The sequence below is a fragment of the Burkholderia sp. BCC0397 genome, assembly GCF_902832865.1.
Classification (GTDB): Bacteria; Pseudomonadota; Gammaproteobacteria; order Burkholderiales; family Burkholderiaceae; genus Burkholderia.
Genome location: NZ_CADFDL010000004.1, coordinates 504,494 through 519,217, shown reverse-complemented (window position 1 = coordinate 519,217; position 14,724 = coordinate 504,494). Strand labels below are relative to the sequence as shown.

Here is a 14,724-nt window from a genome sequence, read left to right as displayed (position 1 = left end):
CGCCATGCAAAACACATATGCATATGGGATACACAACAACCTCACACCTGCAGAACTATTCTTTTTGATCGCGGTCGATAAAACCATGGATGAATTGGGAGTTAGCGATGCAGCAGGTGTTGCAATGATACTTGCGGGCTCACGGTTTCTCTCAACACGAGGCAAATTCGCTGGTGCAGTAAAAGGGACCTCGGTTGCGTCGAAGGTCTCTCGCTCACTATTGCCCTATGAGATAAAATATCGGATCTTACCGACCTTCACCTCATGGACCAGTGTAGCGCGATTACGAGTGAAGTTGACGAACCATATTGGTGTATTCGTCGGCCGGGCGATTCCGGGAGTCGGCTGGGCGATTACTGCCGTCGACGTGGCAATGATCGGGTACAAATCGGTTATGGAATACAACCGACGAGTAAAACGTGAGGATCGACTGTAATGGACGATGCGTGGCCCCAACTTCAGCAATTCATACGGAAAGTACGCGCCGCCGGAGTATTCGGGCTGGACGATGAATTAACTCGCGATATGGATCTGTATCACGATCTCGACTGGGAACCACCCAAAATCGTGAACATCATACAGATGTGGGGCGAACGATTTCACGTCGACCTCAGCGACTTCAATGTCGCCTACTACGTTCCATCCGCGAGTATGCGAAGGCGTGACGTAGTGCTGGCTGCGTTGAAGTCGCCGTTCAGCGCGAAGGCGCGAGAATCGCTAGGAGGGCGATCGCTCACACTGGGAATGTTGGAAGAAGCAATGAAGCGGGGGCGATGGGAACGGCGTTAACGACGCCGCGCCGCAAGCGTCTGTGCGACGCCGACGTATTCGGCCACGCTCACGTCCTCCGCCCGGCGCGCGAGATCGAAGCCGAGCGCATCGAAATCGATCGTCTCGCGGTACTCGCCGAGCGTATTGCGCAGCATCTTGCGGCGCTGCGAGAACGCGGCCGTGACGATTTCGCCGAGCAGCACCGGATCGACGTCCGGCAGTTCGTGCGGCTCGTACGGAATCATCCGGACGATCGCCGAATCGACCTTCGGCGGCGGCTGGAACGATTCCGGCGGCACGTCGAGCATCTTTTCCATCACGTAGCGGTACTGCAGCATCACCGACAGCCGCGAGAACGCCTTGGTGCCCGGCTCCGCGACCATCCGCTCGACGACTTCGTTCTGCAGCATGAAATGCTGGTCGATGACCGCATCGGCGAACGTCATCAGGTGAAATAGCAGCGGGCTGGAGATGTTGTACGGCAGGTTGCCTACGATCCGCAGCGACGGCTTGTCGCCGGGCGCCGCGAGCGAACGGAAGTCGAACGCGAGCGCGTCGCCCGCGTGCAGTTCCAGCAGCGCGCCGAAGCGTTGCTGCAGGCGCCCGATCAGGTCGCGGTCGAGCTCTACCGCGTGCAGCGGCGACTCGGGCGTCGCAAGGCGCTCGATCAGCGGCCCGGTCAGCGCGCCGAGCCCGGGGCCGATCTCGACCATCCGCTGGCCGCGCGCGGGGCCGATCGTCGCGACGATCGAGTCGATCACGCCGTGATCGACGAGGAAGTTCTGCCCGAAGCGCTTGCGCGCGAAATGGCCTTGGTGCTGTCTGCTGTTCGACATCGACTGAGTAAAACGAAAAATACGACGAATGGGGTAAACCGGCAGCGTCAGGCTGCGCGGCGATGGCGCGCCATCGTGACGGCCGTATCGAGCGCGGCGATCATGCTGCCCGGATCCGCGCGGCCCGTGCCGGCCAGATCGAGCGCGGTGCCGTGATCGACCGACGTGCGGATGATCGGCAGCCCGAGCGTCACGTTGATGCCCTCGCCGAACGTCGCGTACTTCAGCACGGGCAAGCCCTGGTCATGGAACATCGCGAGCACGCAGTCGGCATCGGCCAGATGGCGCGGCTGGAACAGCGTGTCGGCCGGATACGGGCCGCGCGCGTCGATGCGTTGCGCGTTCGCGCGGGCCAGCGCCGGCGAGATCACGTCGATCTCCTCGCGGCCGAGATAACCGTTCTCGCCCGCATGCGGGTTCAGGCCCGTCACGAGGATGCGCGGCGCGGCGAGACCGAAGTCGCGCCGCAGGTCGCGATCGATGATCGCGAGCGTCTCGACGAGCCCGTCGATCGTCAGCGCGGCCGATACGTCCTTCAGCGGCAGGTGCGTGGTCGCGAGCGCGACGCGCAGCGGCCGGTCGCCGGTGCCCGCCAGCATCATCACGACGCGCGGCGTATGCGTGCGTTCGGCCAGGTATTCGGTATGGCCGGTGAACGGCACGCCCGCATCGTTGATCGTGCTCTTCTGCAGCGGCGCGGTGACGATCGCGTCGTACCGGCCGGCCAGCGCGCCGTCGATCGCCGCGTCGAGCAGCCCGAGCACGTAGCGGCCGTTCGCCGCGTCCAGCTTGCCCGCCTGCGCGGGCACGGCCAGCGCATGATGCGCGACCGACACCTGCGCGCCGCCGGCCAGCGCGGCCGGGTCGGCGCCGACCGCCGCCGCCCGCGCATCGAGCAGCGCTGCATCGCCGAGCACGGTGAAATGCGCGTCGGGCCAGCGCTGCGCGGCGTCACGCAGCGCCTGCACGGTCAGCTCCGGGCCGACCCCCGCGGGTTCGCCGGTCGTGATCGCGATCTGCAGCGCGGGCGTGGTCATCCGATGCTCGCTCAGTTCGCCGGGCCGACGCCGCCGATCTTGTACTGCACGTACGACGAATCGCGCAGCTCGCGCAGCCAGTCGGCATACGCCTGTTCGGCCTTGCGCTGGCCGATCGCCTGACGGGCGATGTCCATCTGCTGCTGCACCGAGCCTTCCGCCTCGCGGCGGTTCAGCACCTGGATCAGGTGGTAGCCGTACTCGGTACGAATCGGCTGGCTGATCTGACCGTCCTGCAGGTTGTTCATCGCGCGCTCGAATTCCGGCACGGTCTCGCCCGGGCTGATCCAGCCGAGATCGCCGCCCTGCGATGCGGAACCGTCCTGCGAATAGGTGCGCGCGAACTTCGCGAAATCGCCGCCGGCCTCGACCTGGTTGCGGATGTCGACCAGTTGCTGACGCGCCTGGCCTTCCGACTTGCCTTCGCCGACGCGCAGCAGGATGTGGCGCACGTGCGTCTGGACGATCTTCGGTGCCGCGGCGGTTGCGCCCTGGCTCTGGCGGCGATCGACGAGGCGCACGATCTCGAAACCGTCCGGCACGCGGATCAGCGTCGGGTTGACCTGGCCCGGGCGCAGCTTCGACGCCGCGTCGACGACGTCGGGCGGCAACGCGCTCGGCGCCTTGAAGCCGAGATCGCCGCCCTTCTTCGCGTCGTTCGCTTCGGAGTTGTTCTTCGCGAGCCGCTCGAAATCGGCGCCCGACTTCGCCTGCTGCAGCAGCGCGTCGGCCTTCTTCTGCGCGGCCTCGATGTCGGCCTGCGGCGCGTTGGTGGGCGCCTTGATGAAGATGTGCTGGAAGCGCAGGTCCTGCTGCTGCGACGCGTTCGGCCCACGCTGGCTCGCGATGTAGTTCGCGACCTCGGCGTCCGACACCGTGATCTTGCCGTCGACCTCGCGCTCGCGCAGCTTCGACAGCATCAGCTCGGTGCGCGCGTCGTTCGTGAAGATGCTCCAGGGCACGCCCTGCGCCTCGAGACGCGCGCGGTACTGGTCGAGCGTCATCCCGTTCGCCTGCGCGAGACGCTGCAGCGTGGCCTGCACGGTCGCGTCGTCGATGCGGATCCCGTCGTCCTTGGCCTTCTGCACCTGGATACGTTCGAGCACCATCTGGTTCAGCACCTGCGCGCGCAGCTGGTCGGCCGGCGGCACCGGCGCGTTCTGCTGCTGCAGCCGGCGTGCGATCAGGCCCACGCGCTGGTCGAGTTCGCGGCCCGTGATCACGTCGTTGTTGACGACCGCGACGACTTCGTCGGCGAGCTGCGCACCTTGCGAACCGAGCGCCTGCGCCGCGGCCGGCGCGGCGGCGAGCAGCGCGGCGGACGCGGCGAGGCTGGACACGACTGCCGCGAAACGAAGGGTTTTCTTCATTGCCACTGAAACTCCATTGAAATCGTGCTGACCGGTGCAGACATGCCGGCGTTACTCGTAGTTGCTGAAGCGGGACATCGGCGGCGGCGGCGGCGGCAACGGCGTGTAGCCCGGCACCCCGGCGCGGAATGCGGACACGAGGCCGTTGTCGACGGTCGACAAGCCCTTGAGCGTCAGCTGCATCATGAATCGCGTCGACGAGTTCTGCTGTCCCGACGTATTGATGCCGTTCGCGGCCCGCTGCACCCCGACCCCGAGCGCCCAGCAATCCGCGTCGTATTGTAAGCCGACCAGACCGTCGACCACGCGATCTCCGGCGAGGTCGTAGTTGAAACGGCCGATCGCATACAGGCGGCGCGTGAGCGGCCATTGCGCGGACACCAGGAACTGGTTGATCGGCTGGTTGTCGAGCGTGGTGTTCGCGCGCGTATAGCGGTAGCCGACGTTGATCACGCGGCGCTCGCCCGGGCTGTAGCCAAAACCGACGCTCGATTTCACGAGCTGATTGTTGTTCTGGTTGTACTGGAACGCCGTCTCGGACATGAAGCCCGAGCCGAGCTTCAGCGCGGCGCCGACGATCAGGTCCGAGTGGCGCGCCAGCACGGCGCTCTGCCCGGGGGTCAGCGTGACGCGCTGATCGGCGAAGTAGTACTGCTGCGCGATCACGAAGCGCGCGCGCTCGTCGCCGGTGCGCGGATCGATGAAGCGCGACGTGAGGCCGGCCGTGATCCGGTTCGCATCGGCGATCCGATCGTTGCCGACGAACGTGTTCGGCTGGTAGATCTCCGCGAGGCCGAAGTCCGATTCCGCGGTGTCGAACAGCGGCGCGTTCGACTGATTGCGATACGGCGTGTACACGTAGTACAGGCGCGGCTCGAGGGTTTGAATGAAGTCCTGGCCGAACAGGCGCACCGAACGATCGAAGATCAGGCCCGAATCGAAGCTCACTGTCGGGATCGACTCGGTGAAGCGCTTCGGGCTGTTCGGCGTGGTCGACGACAGGTAGTTCAGGTCGTACGACGCGAAGTGGTACTGGACCTTCGGCACGGCGAAGTAGCCGGGACCGTATACGCCGTAAGAGATGTACGGGTTGAAGACGATCCGGTCGCCCTGGGTCGCATCGGCGGTCGTGATGCGGAACCGCGAATAGTCGGCTTCCGCGCCGAAGTCGAAGCCGCCGACGTTGTACTTCGTGTACTTCACGTTCAACTGCGGCTCGCGGCTGTACGGCGCGATCGACGGCGGCAGCGTCTGCCAGTGCTGGTAGCGCGCGAGCACCGACCACGGGCCGTTGTTGTACGTGAGGCCGGCCTCCTGCTGGTACAGCGTCTGCGTCCCGTTGATGAACTGGTTCGTCGACCCGAGGTCTTCGGGATACGTGTTGTCCGAGACCTTGTTGAAGTAGACGTAGCCGCCGAAGCCGCCGCCGAAGTTCTGCTGGTGCTGCCAGTAGATCGCGTAGCGGTTGCGGTGCGCGAGCCGGTCATCCGGCAGGTAATTGGCCGTAAACGTGCCCGAATACGACGGCGACAGGTAGCGGAACGTCGCTTCGGTCATCACGCCGCGCCGCGAGATGATGCGCGGCGTGAGCGTCAGGTCGCGGTTCGGCGCGATGTTGAAGTAGTACGGCAGCGACAGCTCGAAGCCGTTGTTCGAGTTCATCGAGAACGTCGGCGGCAGCAGGCCGCTGCGCCGTTCGCCCGACAGCGGGAACGTCATCCACGGGCTCGCGAAGATCGGCACGCCCTGGAAGAACAGCACACCGTTGCGCGCGGTGCCCTCGTCGGCGCCCGTATCGAAATCGAAGCGGCTGCCCTTGATGTACCACGCGGGGTCCGTCGAGCACTGGCACGCCGTATACGTGCCGTTGACGAACACCGAGCGCTCGTTGTCGACCATGTCGACGCGCTCCGCGCTGCCCGATCCGCCCGTCATGTTGAAGTGATACTTCGGCGCGGTCATGAAGCCCTGGCTCGCCTCGATCTTCAGGTGCGCCTCGGGGCCCGCGAACGACGTACCGCCATTGACCACCTTGACCTGGCCGTACGCATCGGCCATGTCGGTATCCTGATCGTAGTGGATCGCGTCGGCCTTCACGACGGCGTCGCCGCGCCGCAGCTCGGCGGAACCCTTCGCGGCGAGGTCCTGCTCGGCGGTGCCGCTCGTATGGTCGGCGATCACGAAGGCGGCCGGCTTCGCGCCGTCCTTCAGCGGATGATCCTCGAGCTGGGGTGCGAGACGCAGATCCCACGGCGAGTCGAGCGGCTGCGGCTGCGCAGCCGCGCCCGACAGCTGCGCGTACGACACGGCCGGCACGAGGCCGGGCACGGCCAGGAGCGCGAGCGCGAGCCGCCGTTTGCGCGGCGCCCCGTCACCGGGGAAAACATTCGGGAATAGCGGTTTGGGCGGCATCTATCGTTTGGCGAATCGCCCCTTGTCAACCGCGCCTGCACGGCACCTTCGCGCGCGGCGGGCCGCGCCGTCGAGCCGCGACTGCGGCTCTTCGCAAACCGGGGAGGCGATCGGGCGGACGGCGCGACAGGCGGCGGGCCTGCACGGCGGAAGCTGACGCGGGGCGCGTCAAAAAAGTCGTGGGGTATTATATGGCAAGACGTTCCCCCCTCCGCCGAGTTTCATGACGCCCCCATCCGCCGCATCCCAGCCCGACGCCCGCCTCGAAGCGCTCACCGCGTGGCTGCACCCGCTCGCCGGGCGCTACGCGCTCGATCTGTCGACCCTCGCGCCCGCGTCGTCGGACGCCAGTTTCCGCCGCTATTTCCGCGTCGCGTCGGCCACGAGCCCCGGCGGCACGCTGATCGCGGTCGATGCGCCGCCGCCCGAGAAGTGCCGCGAGTTCGTCCAGGTCGCGCAGCTGCTCGCCGCGGCCGGCGACCACGTGCCGGACGTGCTGGCCCACGATTTCGACGCAGGCTTCATGCTCGTGACCGACCTCGGCCGCACGTCGTACATCTCGGTGCTCGATCCGGCCGACCCGGCCGCCGCGCGAGCGCTGATGCGCGACGCGCTCGACGCGCTGATCCGCTTCCAGCTCACGTCGAAGCCCGACGTGCTGCCACCGTTCGACGAAGCGTTCCTGCGCCGCGAAATGGAGCTGCTGCCCGAATGGTTCGTCGGCCGCCACCTCGGCAAGCCGGTCACCGACGCGATGCGCGGCACGCTCGACCGCACGTTCGCGCTGCTGGTCGCGAGCGCGCACGCGCAGCCGCAAGGCTTCATGCTGCGCGACTTCATGCCGCGCAACCTGATGGTCTGCGAGCCGAACCCGGGCGTGCTCGATTTCCAGGACGCCGTGTACGGGCCGCTGACGTACGACGTCGTGTCGCTGCTGCGCGACGCGTTCATCAGCTGGGACGAGGAGTTCGAGCTCGACTGCTTCGCGTACTACTGGGAGAAGGCGAAAAAGGCCGGCCTGCCGGTCGATCCCGACTTCGGCGAGTTCTACCGCCAGCTCGAATGGATGGGGCTGCAGCGCCATATCAAGATCCTCGGCCTGTTCGCGCGCATCAACTACCGCGACGGCAAGCCGCACTACCTGAACGATCTGCCGCGCTTCCTGACCTATGCACGCAAGGTCGCGCTGCGCTATCGCCCGCTCGTGCCGTTCGCGAAGCTGCTCGACGCGCTCGAGGGCACCGCGCCGGCCGACGTCGGCTATACGTTCTGACCGCCCTCACACCCAGTCGAACATGAGCACTACCCTGACCACGGCGATGATCTTCGCCGCCGGGCGCGGCGACCGGATGCGCCCGCTGACCGACACCCGCCCGAAGCCGCTGCTCGAAGCCGGCGGCAAGCCGCTGATCGTGTGGCAGATCGAGGCGCTCGCGCGTGCGGGCATCGACACGATCGTGATCAACCACGCATGGCTCGGCGAGCAGATCGAGGCCGCGCTCGGCGATGGTTCGCACTGGGGCGTGCGGCTCGCGTATTCGGCCGAGGGTGACGCGCTGGAAACCGCCGGCGGTATTGCGCAGGCGCTGCCGCTGCTCGAGCGCGACGGCCGGCCGACCGTGTTCGCGGCCGTCAGCGGCGACGTGTACTGCGCGTTCGACTACCGGACGCTCGCACCGCGCGCCGCCCGGATGGCCGCGCTCGACACGCCGGCGATGCACCTCGTGATGGTGCCGAACCCGCCGTTTCACCCGGCCGGCGACTTCGCGCTCGGCGACGACGGCCGTCTCGCGCTCGACGGCGCCGCGCGCTTCACGTTCGGCAACATCGGCCTGTACGACACGCGGATGTTCCGCGACCTCGCGCCCGGCACGCGGCGCGCGCTGACGCCGTACTATCGCGCGGCGATCGAAGCCGGCCGCGCGAGCGGCGAACTGTACGAAGGCATCTGGGAAAACGTCGGCACGCCCGCGCAGCTCGGCGAACTCGACGCGCGGCTGCGCGCCGCCGCGGGCTGATCGTTTCGCGGCTGACTGCCGGTTCGCCGGTGCGGCGGCCGATGGGCTGACAGGCCGATGACGGCGCCCGGTCAACCGACCGCGAACCGATCCGGAATCGAATGCCGGGAACGCCCCGCCGGCTCACCCGGCCGTGACGGCGCCACGCTGCACGCTGCCGGACAGCCGGCACACCGCCCGCCCCCGCCGCGCGCCGCGTTGCGCGACACCCGCGCTCACGCGGCCTCGGCCTCTTCCCCGCCGGCCGCCGCGCGCTGCTGCTGCAACGCCCACATCTGCGCATACAGCCCGTCGGCGCGCACGAGTTCGTCGTGCGTGCCGCGCTCGACGATCCGCCCGTGGTCCATCACGAGGATCTGCTGCGCGTGCACGACCGTCGACAACCGGTGTGCGATCACGAGCGTCGTGCGATGCCGCGCGATCTGGTCGAGTTCGTGCTGGATCGCGCGTTCCGAGCGCGAATCGAGCGCCGACGTCGCTTCGTCGAACAGCAGCACCGGCGGATCCTTCAGCAGCGTGCGCGCGATCGCGACGCGCTGCTTCTCGCCGCCCGACAGCTTCAGCCCGCGCTCGCCGACCGGCGTGTCATAGCCCTTCGGCAAGCTTTCGATGAAGTCGTGGATGTGCGCGGCGCGCGCAGCCGCGACCACCTCGTCGCGGCTCGCCGTCGGCCGGCCGTACGCGATGTTGTAGTAGATCGAGTCGTTGAACAGCACGGTGTCCTGCGGCACGATCCCGATCGACGCGCGCAGCGATTCCTGCGTGACGTCGCGGATGTCCTGGCCGTCGATCCGGATCGCGCCGCCCGCCTGCCGGTCGAGATCGTAGAAGCGGAACAGCAGCCGCGACAGCGTCGATTTCCCCGAACCGCTGTGGCCGACCACCGCGGTCGTCGTGCCGGCATCGATCGTAAACGTCACGTCGTGCAGGATCTGCCGCGACGGCTCGTACGCGAAGTTCACGTGCTCGAAGCGCACCTGCGCGCCGGCCACCACGAGCGGCGGCGCATCGGGCCGGTCGGCCACTTCCTTCGGCGCCGACAGCAGCCCGAACATCCGGTCCATGTCGGTCAGGCTCTGCTTCAGCTCGCGATAGACGACGCCGAGGAAGTTCAGTGGAATGTACAGCTGCAGCATGAACGTGTTGATCAGCACGAGATCGCCGAGCGTCAGCTTGCCCGCGAGCACGCCCTGCGTCGCGCGCCACAGGATGAACACGAGCCCGGTGCCGATGATCGCCTGCTGGCCGAAGTTCAGCACCGACAGCGAATTCTGCGAGCGGATCGCGGCCTTCCGGTAGCGCTTCAGGTTCTCGTCGTAGCGCTGCGCCTCCCACTCCTCGTTGCCGAAGTACTTCACCGTCTCGTAGTTGATCAGCGAGTCGATCGCCCGCGAGTTCGCGCGCGAATCGAGTTCGTTCATCGTGCGACGGAAGTGCGTGCGCCAGTTGGTGACCTTCACGGTGAACACGATGTACGTGACCAGCGCCGCGAACGTCACGTACGCGTAGTAGGCCTCGTACTTGACCACGAAGAAGCCGAGCACGAGCCCGACCTCGACGAGCGTCGGCAGGATGCTGTACAGCGAGTACGAAATCAGTTGCTGGATGCCGCGCGTGCCGCGCTCGATGTCGCGCGACATGCCGCCCGTCTGCCGCTCGAGATGGAACCGCAGCGACAGTCCGTGCAGATGCCGGAACACCTGCAGCGCGAGCTGCCGCACCGCGCTCTCGGTGACCTTCGAGAACAGGATTTCGCGCAGCTCGGTAAAGAGCGACGTCGACAGCCGCACGAACGCATACGCGACCACCAGCAGGCCGACGCCGCCCGCGAGCACGATGCCGGCCGACTGCTCGGCACGGCCGAGCGCGGTGAGCTGCTGCACGTAGGACAGATGGTCGACGATGCGCTTCATCACGACCGGCACGCCGAGGTTGGCGACCTTCGCGCCGATCAGGCAGGCGAGCGCGAGCGCGACGCGCCATTTGTAGGTGGTCAGGTACGGCAGCAGCGACCGGATGGTCTGCCAGTCGTTGCGAGGCCCGGTCGAAGCCGGCGCGGGCTCGCCGGAAGCGGGAAATCGGCGCATGGGGGAAGGGTTATGCGGCGACACCGGACGCGCGTATCGGCGGCCGGCTCGCGCGCTTTCTCGTACAATTTGCGAACGTTGTATTGTCGCAGAAGCCGCTTCGCGCCGCTGCCGGCGCCCTCGCCGGCCAGGCTGCGCGCGGCGGCCCATTTATTACAGGATGAAAGCCCCCGCCATGACCGATTCGACCCTCGATCTCCCGCAGAAGCAGCCCGCGCTGCGCGTCGTCCCGCAACCGCACGACGCGAACGTCCACGGCGACGTGTTCGGCGGCTGGATCATGTCGCAGGTCGACATCGCCGGCTCGATTCCCGCGAGCCAGCGTGCGAACGGCCGCGTCGCGACGGTCGCGGTCAATTCGTTCGTGTTCAAGCAGCCGGTATTCGTCGGCGATCTGCTGAGCTTCTACGCCACCATCATGCGCACCGGCAACACGTCGATCACGGTCGACGTCGAGGTGTACGCGCAGCGCATGCGCCTGATGGGCGAAGTCGTGAAAGTCACCGAAGCCACGCTCACCTACGTCGCGACCGGCTCGGACCGCAAGCCGCGGCAACTGCCGCCGCTCTGACGGGCAGGCGCCGCGCCGCAGCGCGGCATGCGGGCGTCAGTGCGTGGCCGTCAGCCCGAATTCCCGCATCGCGGGCAGGAAATCGTGATTCAGCGTCGGCTTGCGCGACAGCTTCACCAGCACGTAGCGCTGGAACGGCGCGAGCCGCTGCCACTGCGCGAGCGCGGGCGCCGGCAGCCCGGCTAGCGCGCTTTGCTGCACGAGCGACTCCGGCACCATATCGACGGCGCGCCAGGCCGGCTGCTCGTCCGGCTGGAACCATGATGGCTCCAGATCAGCGTGCGTGCGCAGCATTTCGAACAGCGCATGATCGAAATTGGGCTCGATCGCGGTGTCGTCGTCGGCCGGAAAGCGCGCGAGCAGCTTGCGGTCCTCGAGCGGCAGCAGTTGCCACTGTTCGAGCGAAATCCGCAGCCCGAAGCGGTCGAGATTGAAACGCACGATCATCGGGATGTACGTGAAGTTTTCCGACGAATCGTGTTCGAAGTTGAAGAGCAACGGAGCGTCGCTGAGTCCCATGGTCGTTACCTGACGTGGCGGATGCCGGCGCGGCCGGCTTGCCTGGGGTATTTTAGAACCTCTGCGCGCGGGCGGCGGCACGATCGTCGCCGGCCGTGCCTCGAATCAACGGGAGTGCTCGTGAATCCGACCCAATCAGACGAACTGCGCGACGAGCTTCGCGATGAACCGCGCGGCGCGATCGAGCTGCCCGTGCGCCGCACGCGCGGCGGCGCGGTCGAAACCGCGCACGACTTCGTCGGCCAGGAATGGCCGGTCGCACTCGTCTTCAACGGCATCTCGCACGCGGTGATGATGTGTACGCCATGCGACCTCGAAGCGTTCGCGGTCGGCTTCGCGATCTCGGAAGGGATCGTCGCGCGCGGCAGCGACATCAAGGACATCGAGGTGATCCTGCACGCCGACGCGCCGCTGCCGCATGCGGAAGTCCACCTGGAAGTCGTCCAGCAGGCGTTCGCCGCGCTGAAGGACCGACGCCGCGCGCTCGCGGGGCGCACGGGCTGCGGCGTCTGCGGCATCGAAAGCATCGACCTGCTCGACCTTGCGCCCGAACGCGTGCCCGATACCGGCTTTCTCGCGCGCCTCGCCCCCGACGCGCTGGCGCGCGCCGCGCATGCGCTGCCGGCGCATCAGGCGCTCACGAAACTGACCGGCGGCCTGCATGCGGCCGCGTGGTGCGACGCAACAGGCGCGATCCGCACGGCATTCGAGGACGTCGGCCGCCACAATGCGCTCGACAAGCTGATCGGCTCGCTCGTGCTGTCGCGCGCCGATACCACCGACGGCTTCGTGTTCCTGTCGAGCCGCGCGAGCTACGAGCTCGTGCGCAAGGCCGCGCGGGTCGGCATCCCGCTGGTTGCGACCATCTCCGCGCCGTCGTCGCTCGCGATCCAGATCGCGAAGGCGGCCGGCTTGCGGCTCGTCAGCTTCTGCCGCGAAACGGGTTACGTCGACTACGGCACGGCCTGATCGCACGTCCGGCCGCGCACCGGCGATCCACCGTCGGCGCGGCCTGCTCCGTCAGTCGAACTGACGGAAATCCGGCTTGCGCTTCTCGAAGAACGCCGTCATCGCCTCGCGCGCTTCCGGCGCGCGCAGCATCGCGGAGAAGTGGGCCGCCTCCTCGGCCATCCGCGCGGCGGTAGCCACGCCGCCCGTATCCTTCAACAGCGCCTTCGTCACACGCAGCGATGCCGCCGGCAACGCCGCCAGCTTCGCCGCCTGCTTCGCCGCGAACGCGTCGAGCTCGGCCGCCGGCAGCACGCGATTGACGATGCCGATCCGGTGCGCTTCCAGCGCGTCGAACGCCTCGCCCAGCAGCAGCTTCTCGGCGGCGACCTGATGGCCGGCCAGGCGCGGCAGCAGTGCGCTCGACGCGGCTTCCGGGCACAGCCCGAGCTGCACGAACGGCAGCAAGAACGTCGCGGTATCGGCCGCGTAGACCAGATCGCAGTGCAGCAGCATCGTCACGCCGACGCCGACCGCGACGCCCGGCACCGCCGCCACGACCGGCTTGCTCGCGCTGCTGATCCGCGCCAGAAACTGGAACACCGAGGCGGTGTCGTCCTTCGGCGGCGACTTCAGGAAATCCTCGAGATCGTTCCCCGCGCTGAAATTGCCATCGCTGCCGCGCAGCAGGATCACGCGCGTCGCCTTGTCTTCCTGCGCGTCGGCGAGCGCATCGGCCATCGTCTGGTACATCGCCGCCGTCAGCGCATTCTTCTTCGCCGGGCGCGCGATCGTGATCGTCATCACGCCGTCGGCGCGTTCCACTTGAATGTCGGCCACAACCGTCTCCTTTGACTTTCCTCTATCGGAACAAAAAACGGTGCGCGAGCTCGTGGCCCGCGCACCGTCGTCGCTTTTCGTCGCGTCCCGCTTACAGGCGTTCGATGATGCCCGCGGCGCCCATGCCGGTGCCGACACACATCGTGACCATCCCGTACTTCAGGTTGCGGCGGCGCAGGCCGTGCACGACGGTCGCCGCGCGGATCGCGCCGGTCGCGCCGAGCGGGTGACCGAGTGCGATCGCGCCGCCCATCGGGTTGACCTTCGACGGATCGAGGCCGAGATCGCGGATCACCGCCAGCGATTGGGCGGCGAACGCCTCGTTCAGCTCGATCCAGTCGAGATCGTCCTGCTTCAGGCCGGCGGCCTTCAGCGCGGCCGGAATCGCTTCCTTCGGGCCGATGCCCATGATTTCCGGCGGCACGCCGCGCACCGCGAAGCTCACGAAGCGCGCGAGCGGCGTCAGGTTGAACTCCTTCAGCACCTTCTCCGACACGACGAGCAGCGCGCCCGCGCCGTCCGACGTCTGCGAGCTGTTGCCGGCCGTGACCGAGCCCTTGTTCGCGAACACCGTGCGCAGCTTCGCGAGGCCTTCGATCGACGTATCCGCGCGCGGACCTTCGTCGAGCTTGATCTCGCGCGTCTTCACATCGACTTCGCCGGTCGCGAGGTTCGGGAAGCGCTCGGTGATCGTGTACGCGGCGATCTCGTCGTTGAACTCGCCGGCCTGCTGCGCGGCGAGCGCCTTGCGGTGCGACTCGACCGAGAACGCGTCCTGGTCGTCGCGGCTCACCTTCCACTGCTCGGCGACGCGCTCGGCCGTCAGGCCCATCCCGTACGCGATGCCGAAATCTTCGTTGCGATCGAAGATGTGCGGCGACATCGACGGCTTGTTGCCCATCATCGGCACCATGCTCATCGACTCGCAGCCGCCCGCGAAGATCGCGTCCGATTCGCCGACGCGGATGCGGTCGGCCGCCATCGCCAGCGCGGTGATGCCCGACGCGCAGAAGCGGTTGACCGTCACGCCGCCGACCGTCTGCGGCAGGCCGGCGAGCAGCGCGCCCATCCGGGCGACGTTCAGGCCCTGCTCGGCTTCCGGAATCGCGCAGCCGATGATCGCGTCCTCGATCAGCTTCGTGTCGAAGCCGGGCACCTGCGCGACCGCCGACCTGATCGCGTGGACCAGCAGTTCGTCCGGCCGCGTGTTCTTGAAGACACCGCGCGGGGCCTTGCCGATCGGCGTGCGGCTGGCGGCGACGATGTATGCGTCTTGCAATTGTTTGCTCATTTCAGACTCCTTGTCCGCTCTGTC

14 protein-coding genes are annotated in these 14,724 nt (G+C 67.3%); 6 read left to right on the top strand and 8 right to left on the bottom strand.

The annotated features are described in order from the left end of the window. The first annotated feature begins 4 nt into the window (after positions 1 to 4). Together HWX03_RS37335 and HWX03_RS16505 are read left to right on the top strand one after the other, a co-directional pair. On the top strand, positions 5 to 436 hold the full coding sequence (locus HWX03_RS37335; RefSeq protein WP_175871997.1) for an STM2901 family protein: 432 nt from the start codon (positions 5 to 7) through the stop codon (positions 434 to 436). After that, positions 436 to 789, top strand: coding sequence for a DUF1493 family protein (locus HWX03_RS16505; RefSeq protein WP_175871891.1), 354 nt, complete (start codon positions 436 to 438; stop codon positions 787 to 789). The genes HWX03_RS37335 and HWX03_RS16505 overlap by 1 nt, the downstream gene beginning before the upstream one ends. Here HWX03_RS16505 and rsmA read toward each other — a convergent pair. Genes rsmA through HWX03_RS16485 form a run of 4 tightly spaced genes read right to left on the bottom strand, consistent with a single transcriptional unit; the run spans position 786 to position 6,426 of the window. Further along, complete coding sequence (gene rsmA / locus HWX03_RS16500; RefSeq protein WP_175871890.1) at positions 786 to 1,607, bottom strand: 16S rRNA (adenine(1518)-N(6)/adenine(1519)-N(6))-dimethyltransferase RsmA; 822 nt, start codon at positions 1,605 to 1,607, stop codon at positions 786 to 788. The genes HWX03_RS16505 and rsmA overlap by 4 nt on opposite strands. 47 nt (positions 1,608 to 1,654) lie before the next feature. Next, complete coding sequence (gene pdxA, locus HWX03_RS16495; protein WP_175871889.1) at positions 1,655 to 2,644, bottom strand: 4-hydroxythreonine-4-phosphate dehydrogenase PdxA; 990 nt, start codon at positions 2,642 to 2,644, stop codon at positions 1,655 to 1,657. A gap of 11 nt (positions 2,645 to 2,655) precedes the next feature. Beyond that, positions 2,656 to 4,014 carry a peptidylprolyl isomerase gene (locus tag HWX03_RS16490; protein WP_174433598.1) on the bottom strand — a complete coding sequence of 453 codons (1,359 nt, stop codon included), beginning with the start codon at positions 4,012 to 4,014 and terminating at the stop codon, positions 2,656 to 2,658. Between the two features lie 51 nt (positions 4,015 to 4,065). Continuing rightward, positions 4,066 to 6,426 carry an LPS-assembly protein LptD gene (locus tag HWX03_RS16485; RefSeq protein WP_175822462.1) on the bottom strand — a complete coding sequence of 787 codons (2,361 nt, stop codon included), beginning with the start codon at positions 6,424 to 6,426 and terminating at the stop codon, positions 4,066 to 4,068. A gap of 223 nt (positions 6,427 to 6,649) precedes the next feature. Between HWX03_RS16485 and HWX03_RS16480 the strand changes: the two genes are divergently transcribed. Both HWX03_RS16480 and murU read left to right on the top strand, forming a co-directional pair. Next, the gene (locus tag HWX03_RS16480; RefSeq protein ID WP_175871888.1) at positions 6,650 to 7,699 is read left to right on the top strand and encodes a phosphotransferase; all 1,050 of its coding nucleotides are present in this window, start codon (positions 6,650 to 6,652) and stop codon (positions 7,697 to 7,699) included. 22 nt (positions 7,700 to 7,721) lie between these two features. Further along, positions 7,722 to 8,444 (top strand): N-acetylmuramate alpha-1-phosphate uridylyltransferase MurU, encoded by a 723-nt coding sequence (gene murU, locus HWX03_RS16475; RefSeq protein ID WP_175871887.1) that lies wholly within the window; start codon positions 7,722 to 7,724, stop codon positions 8,442 to 8,444. A 215-nt stretch (positions 8,445 to 8,659) separates the two neighbouring features. Here the strand turns inward: murU and HWX03_RS16470 are convergent, their stop codons facing one another. Further along, positions 8,660 to 10,531 carry an ABC transporter ATP-binding protein/permease gene (locus HWX03_RS16470; protein WP_175871886.1) on the bottom strand — a complete coding sequence of 624 codons (1,872 nt, stop codon included), beginning with the start codon at positions 10,529 to 10,531 and terminating at the stop codon, positions 8,660 to 8,662. A 175-nt stretch (positions 10,532 to 10,706) separates the two neighbouring features. Between HWX03_RS16470 and HWX03_RS16465 the strand changes: the two genes are divergently transcribed. Beyond that, positions 10,707 to 11,102 (top strand): acyl-CoA thioesterase, encoded by a 396-nt coding sequence (locus HWX03_RS16465; protein ID WP_027785387.1) that lies wholly within the window; start codon positions 10,707 to 10,709, stop codon positions 11,100 to 11,102. Positions 11,103 to 11,138: 36 nt separating this feature from the next. On the opposite strand, the gene HWX03_RS16460 is transcribed toward HWX03_RS16465, so the two are convergent. Further along, a complete protein-coding gene (locus HWX03_RS16460) occupies positions 11,139 to 11,621 on the bottom strand; it encodes a nitrate reductase associated protein (RefSeq protein ID WP_175822466.1) in 483 nt (160 codons plus the stop codon). Between the two features lie 114 nt (positions 11,622 to 11,735). On the opposite strand from HWX03_RS16460, the gene fdhD reads away from it, so the two are divergent. Beyond that, a complete protein-coding gene (gene fdhD / locus HWX03_RS16455; RefSeq protein WP_175871885.1) occupies positions 11,736 to 12,590 on the top strand; it encodes a formate dehydrogenase accessory sulfurtransferase FdhD in 855 nt (284 codons plus the stop codon). 51 nt (positions 12,591 to 12,641) lie between these two features. Here fdhD and HWX03_RS16450 read toward each other — a convergent pair whose 3' ends face one another. Further along, entirely contained in the window at positions 12,642 to 13,409 is a 768-nt protein-coding gene (locus tag HWX03_RS16450) for an enoyl-CoA hydratase (protein WP_175871884.1), read from the bottom strand. A 91-nt stretch (positions 13,410 to 13,500) separates the two neighbouring features. Beyond that, a complete protein-coding gene (locus HWX03_RS16445) occupies positions 13,501 to 14,700 on the bottom strand; it encodes an acetyl-CoA C-acyltransferase (protein ID WP_174388603.1) in 1,200 nt (399 codons plus the stop codon). Positions 14,701 to 14,724: the final 24 nt, after the last annotated feature.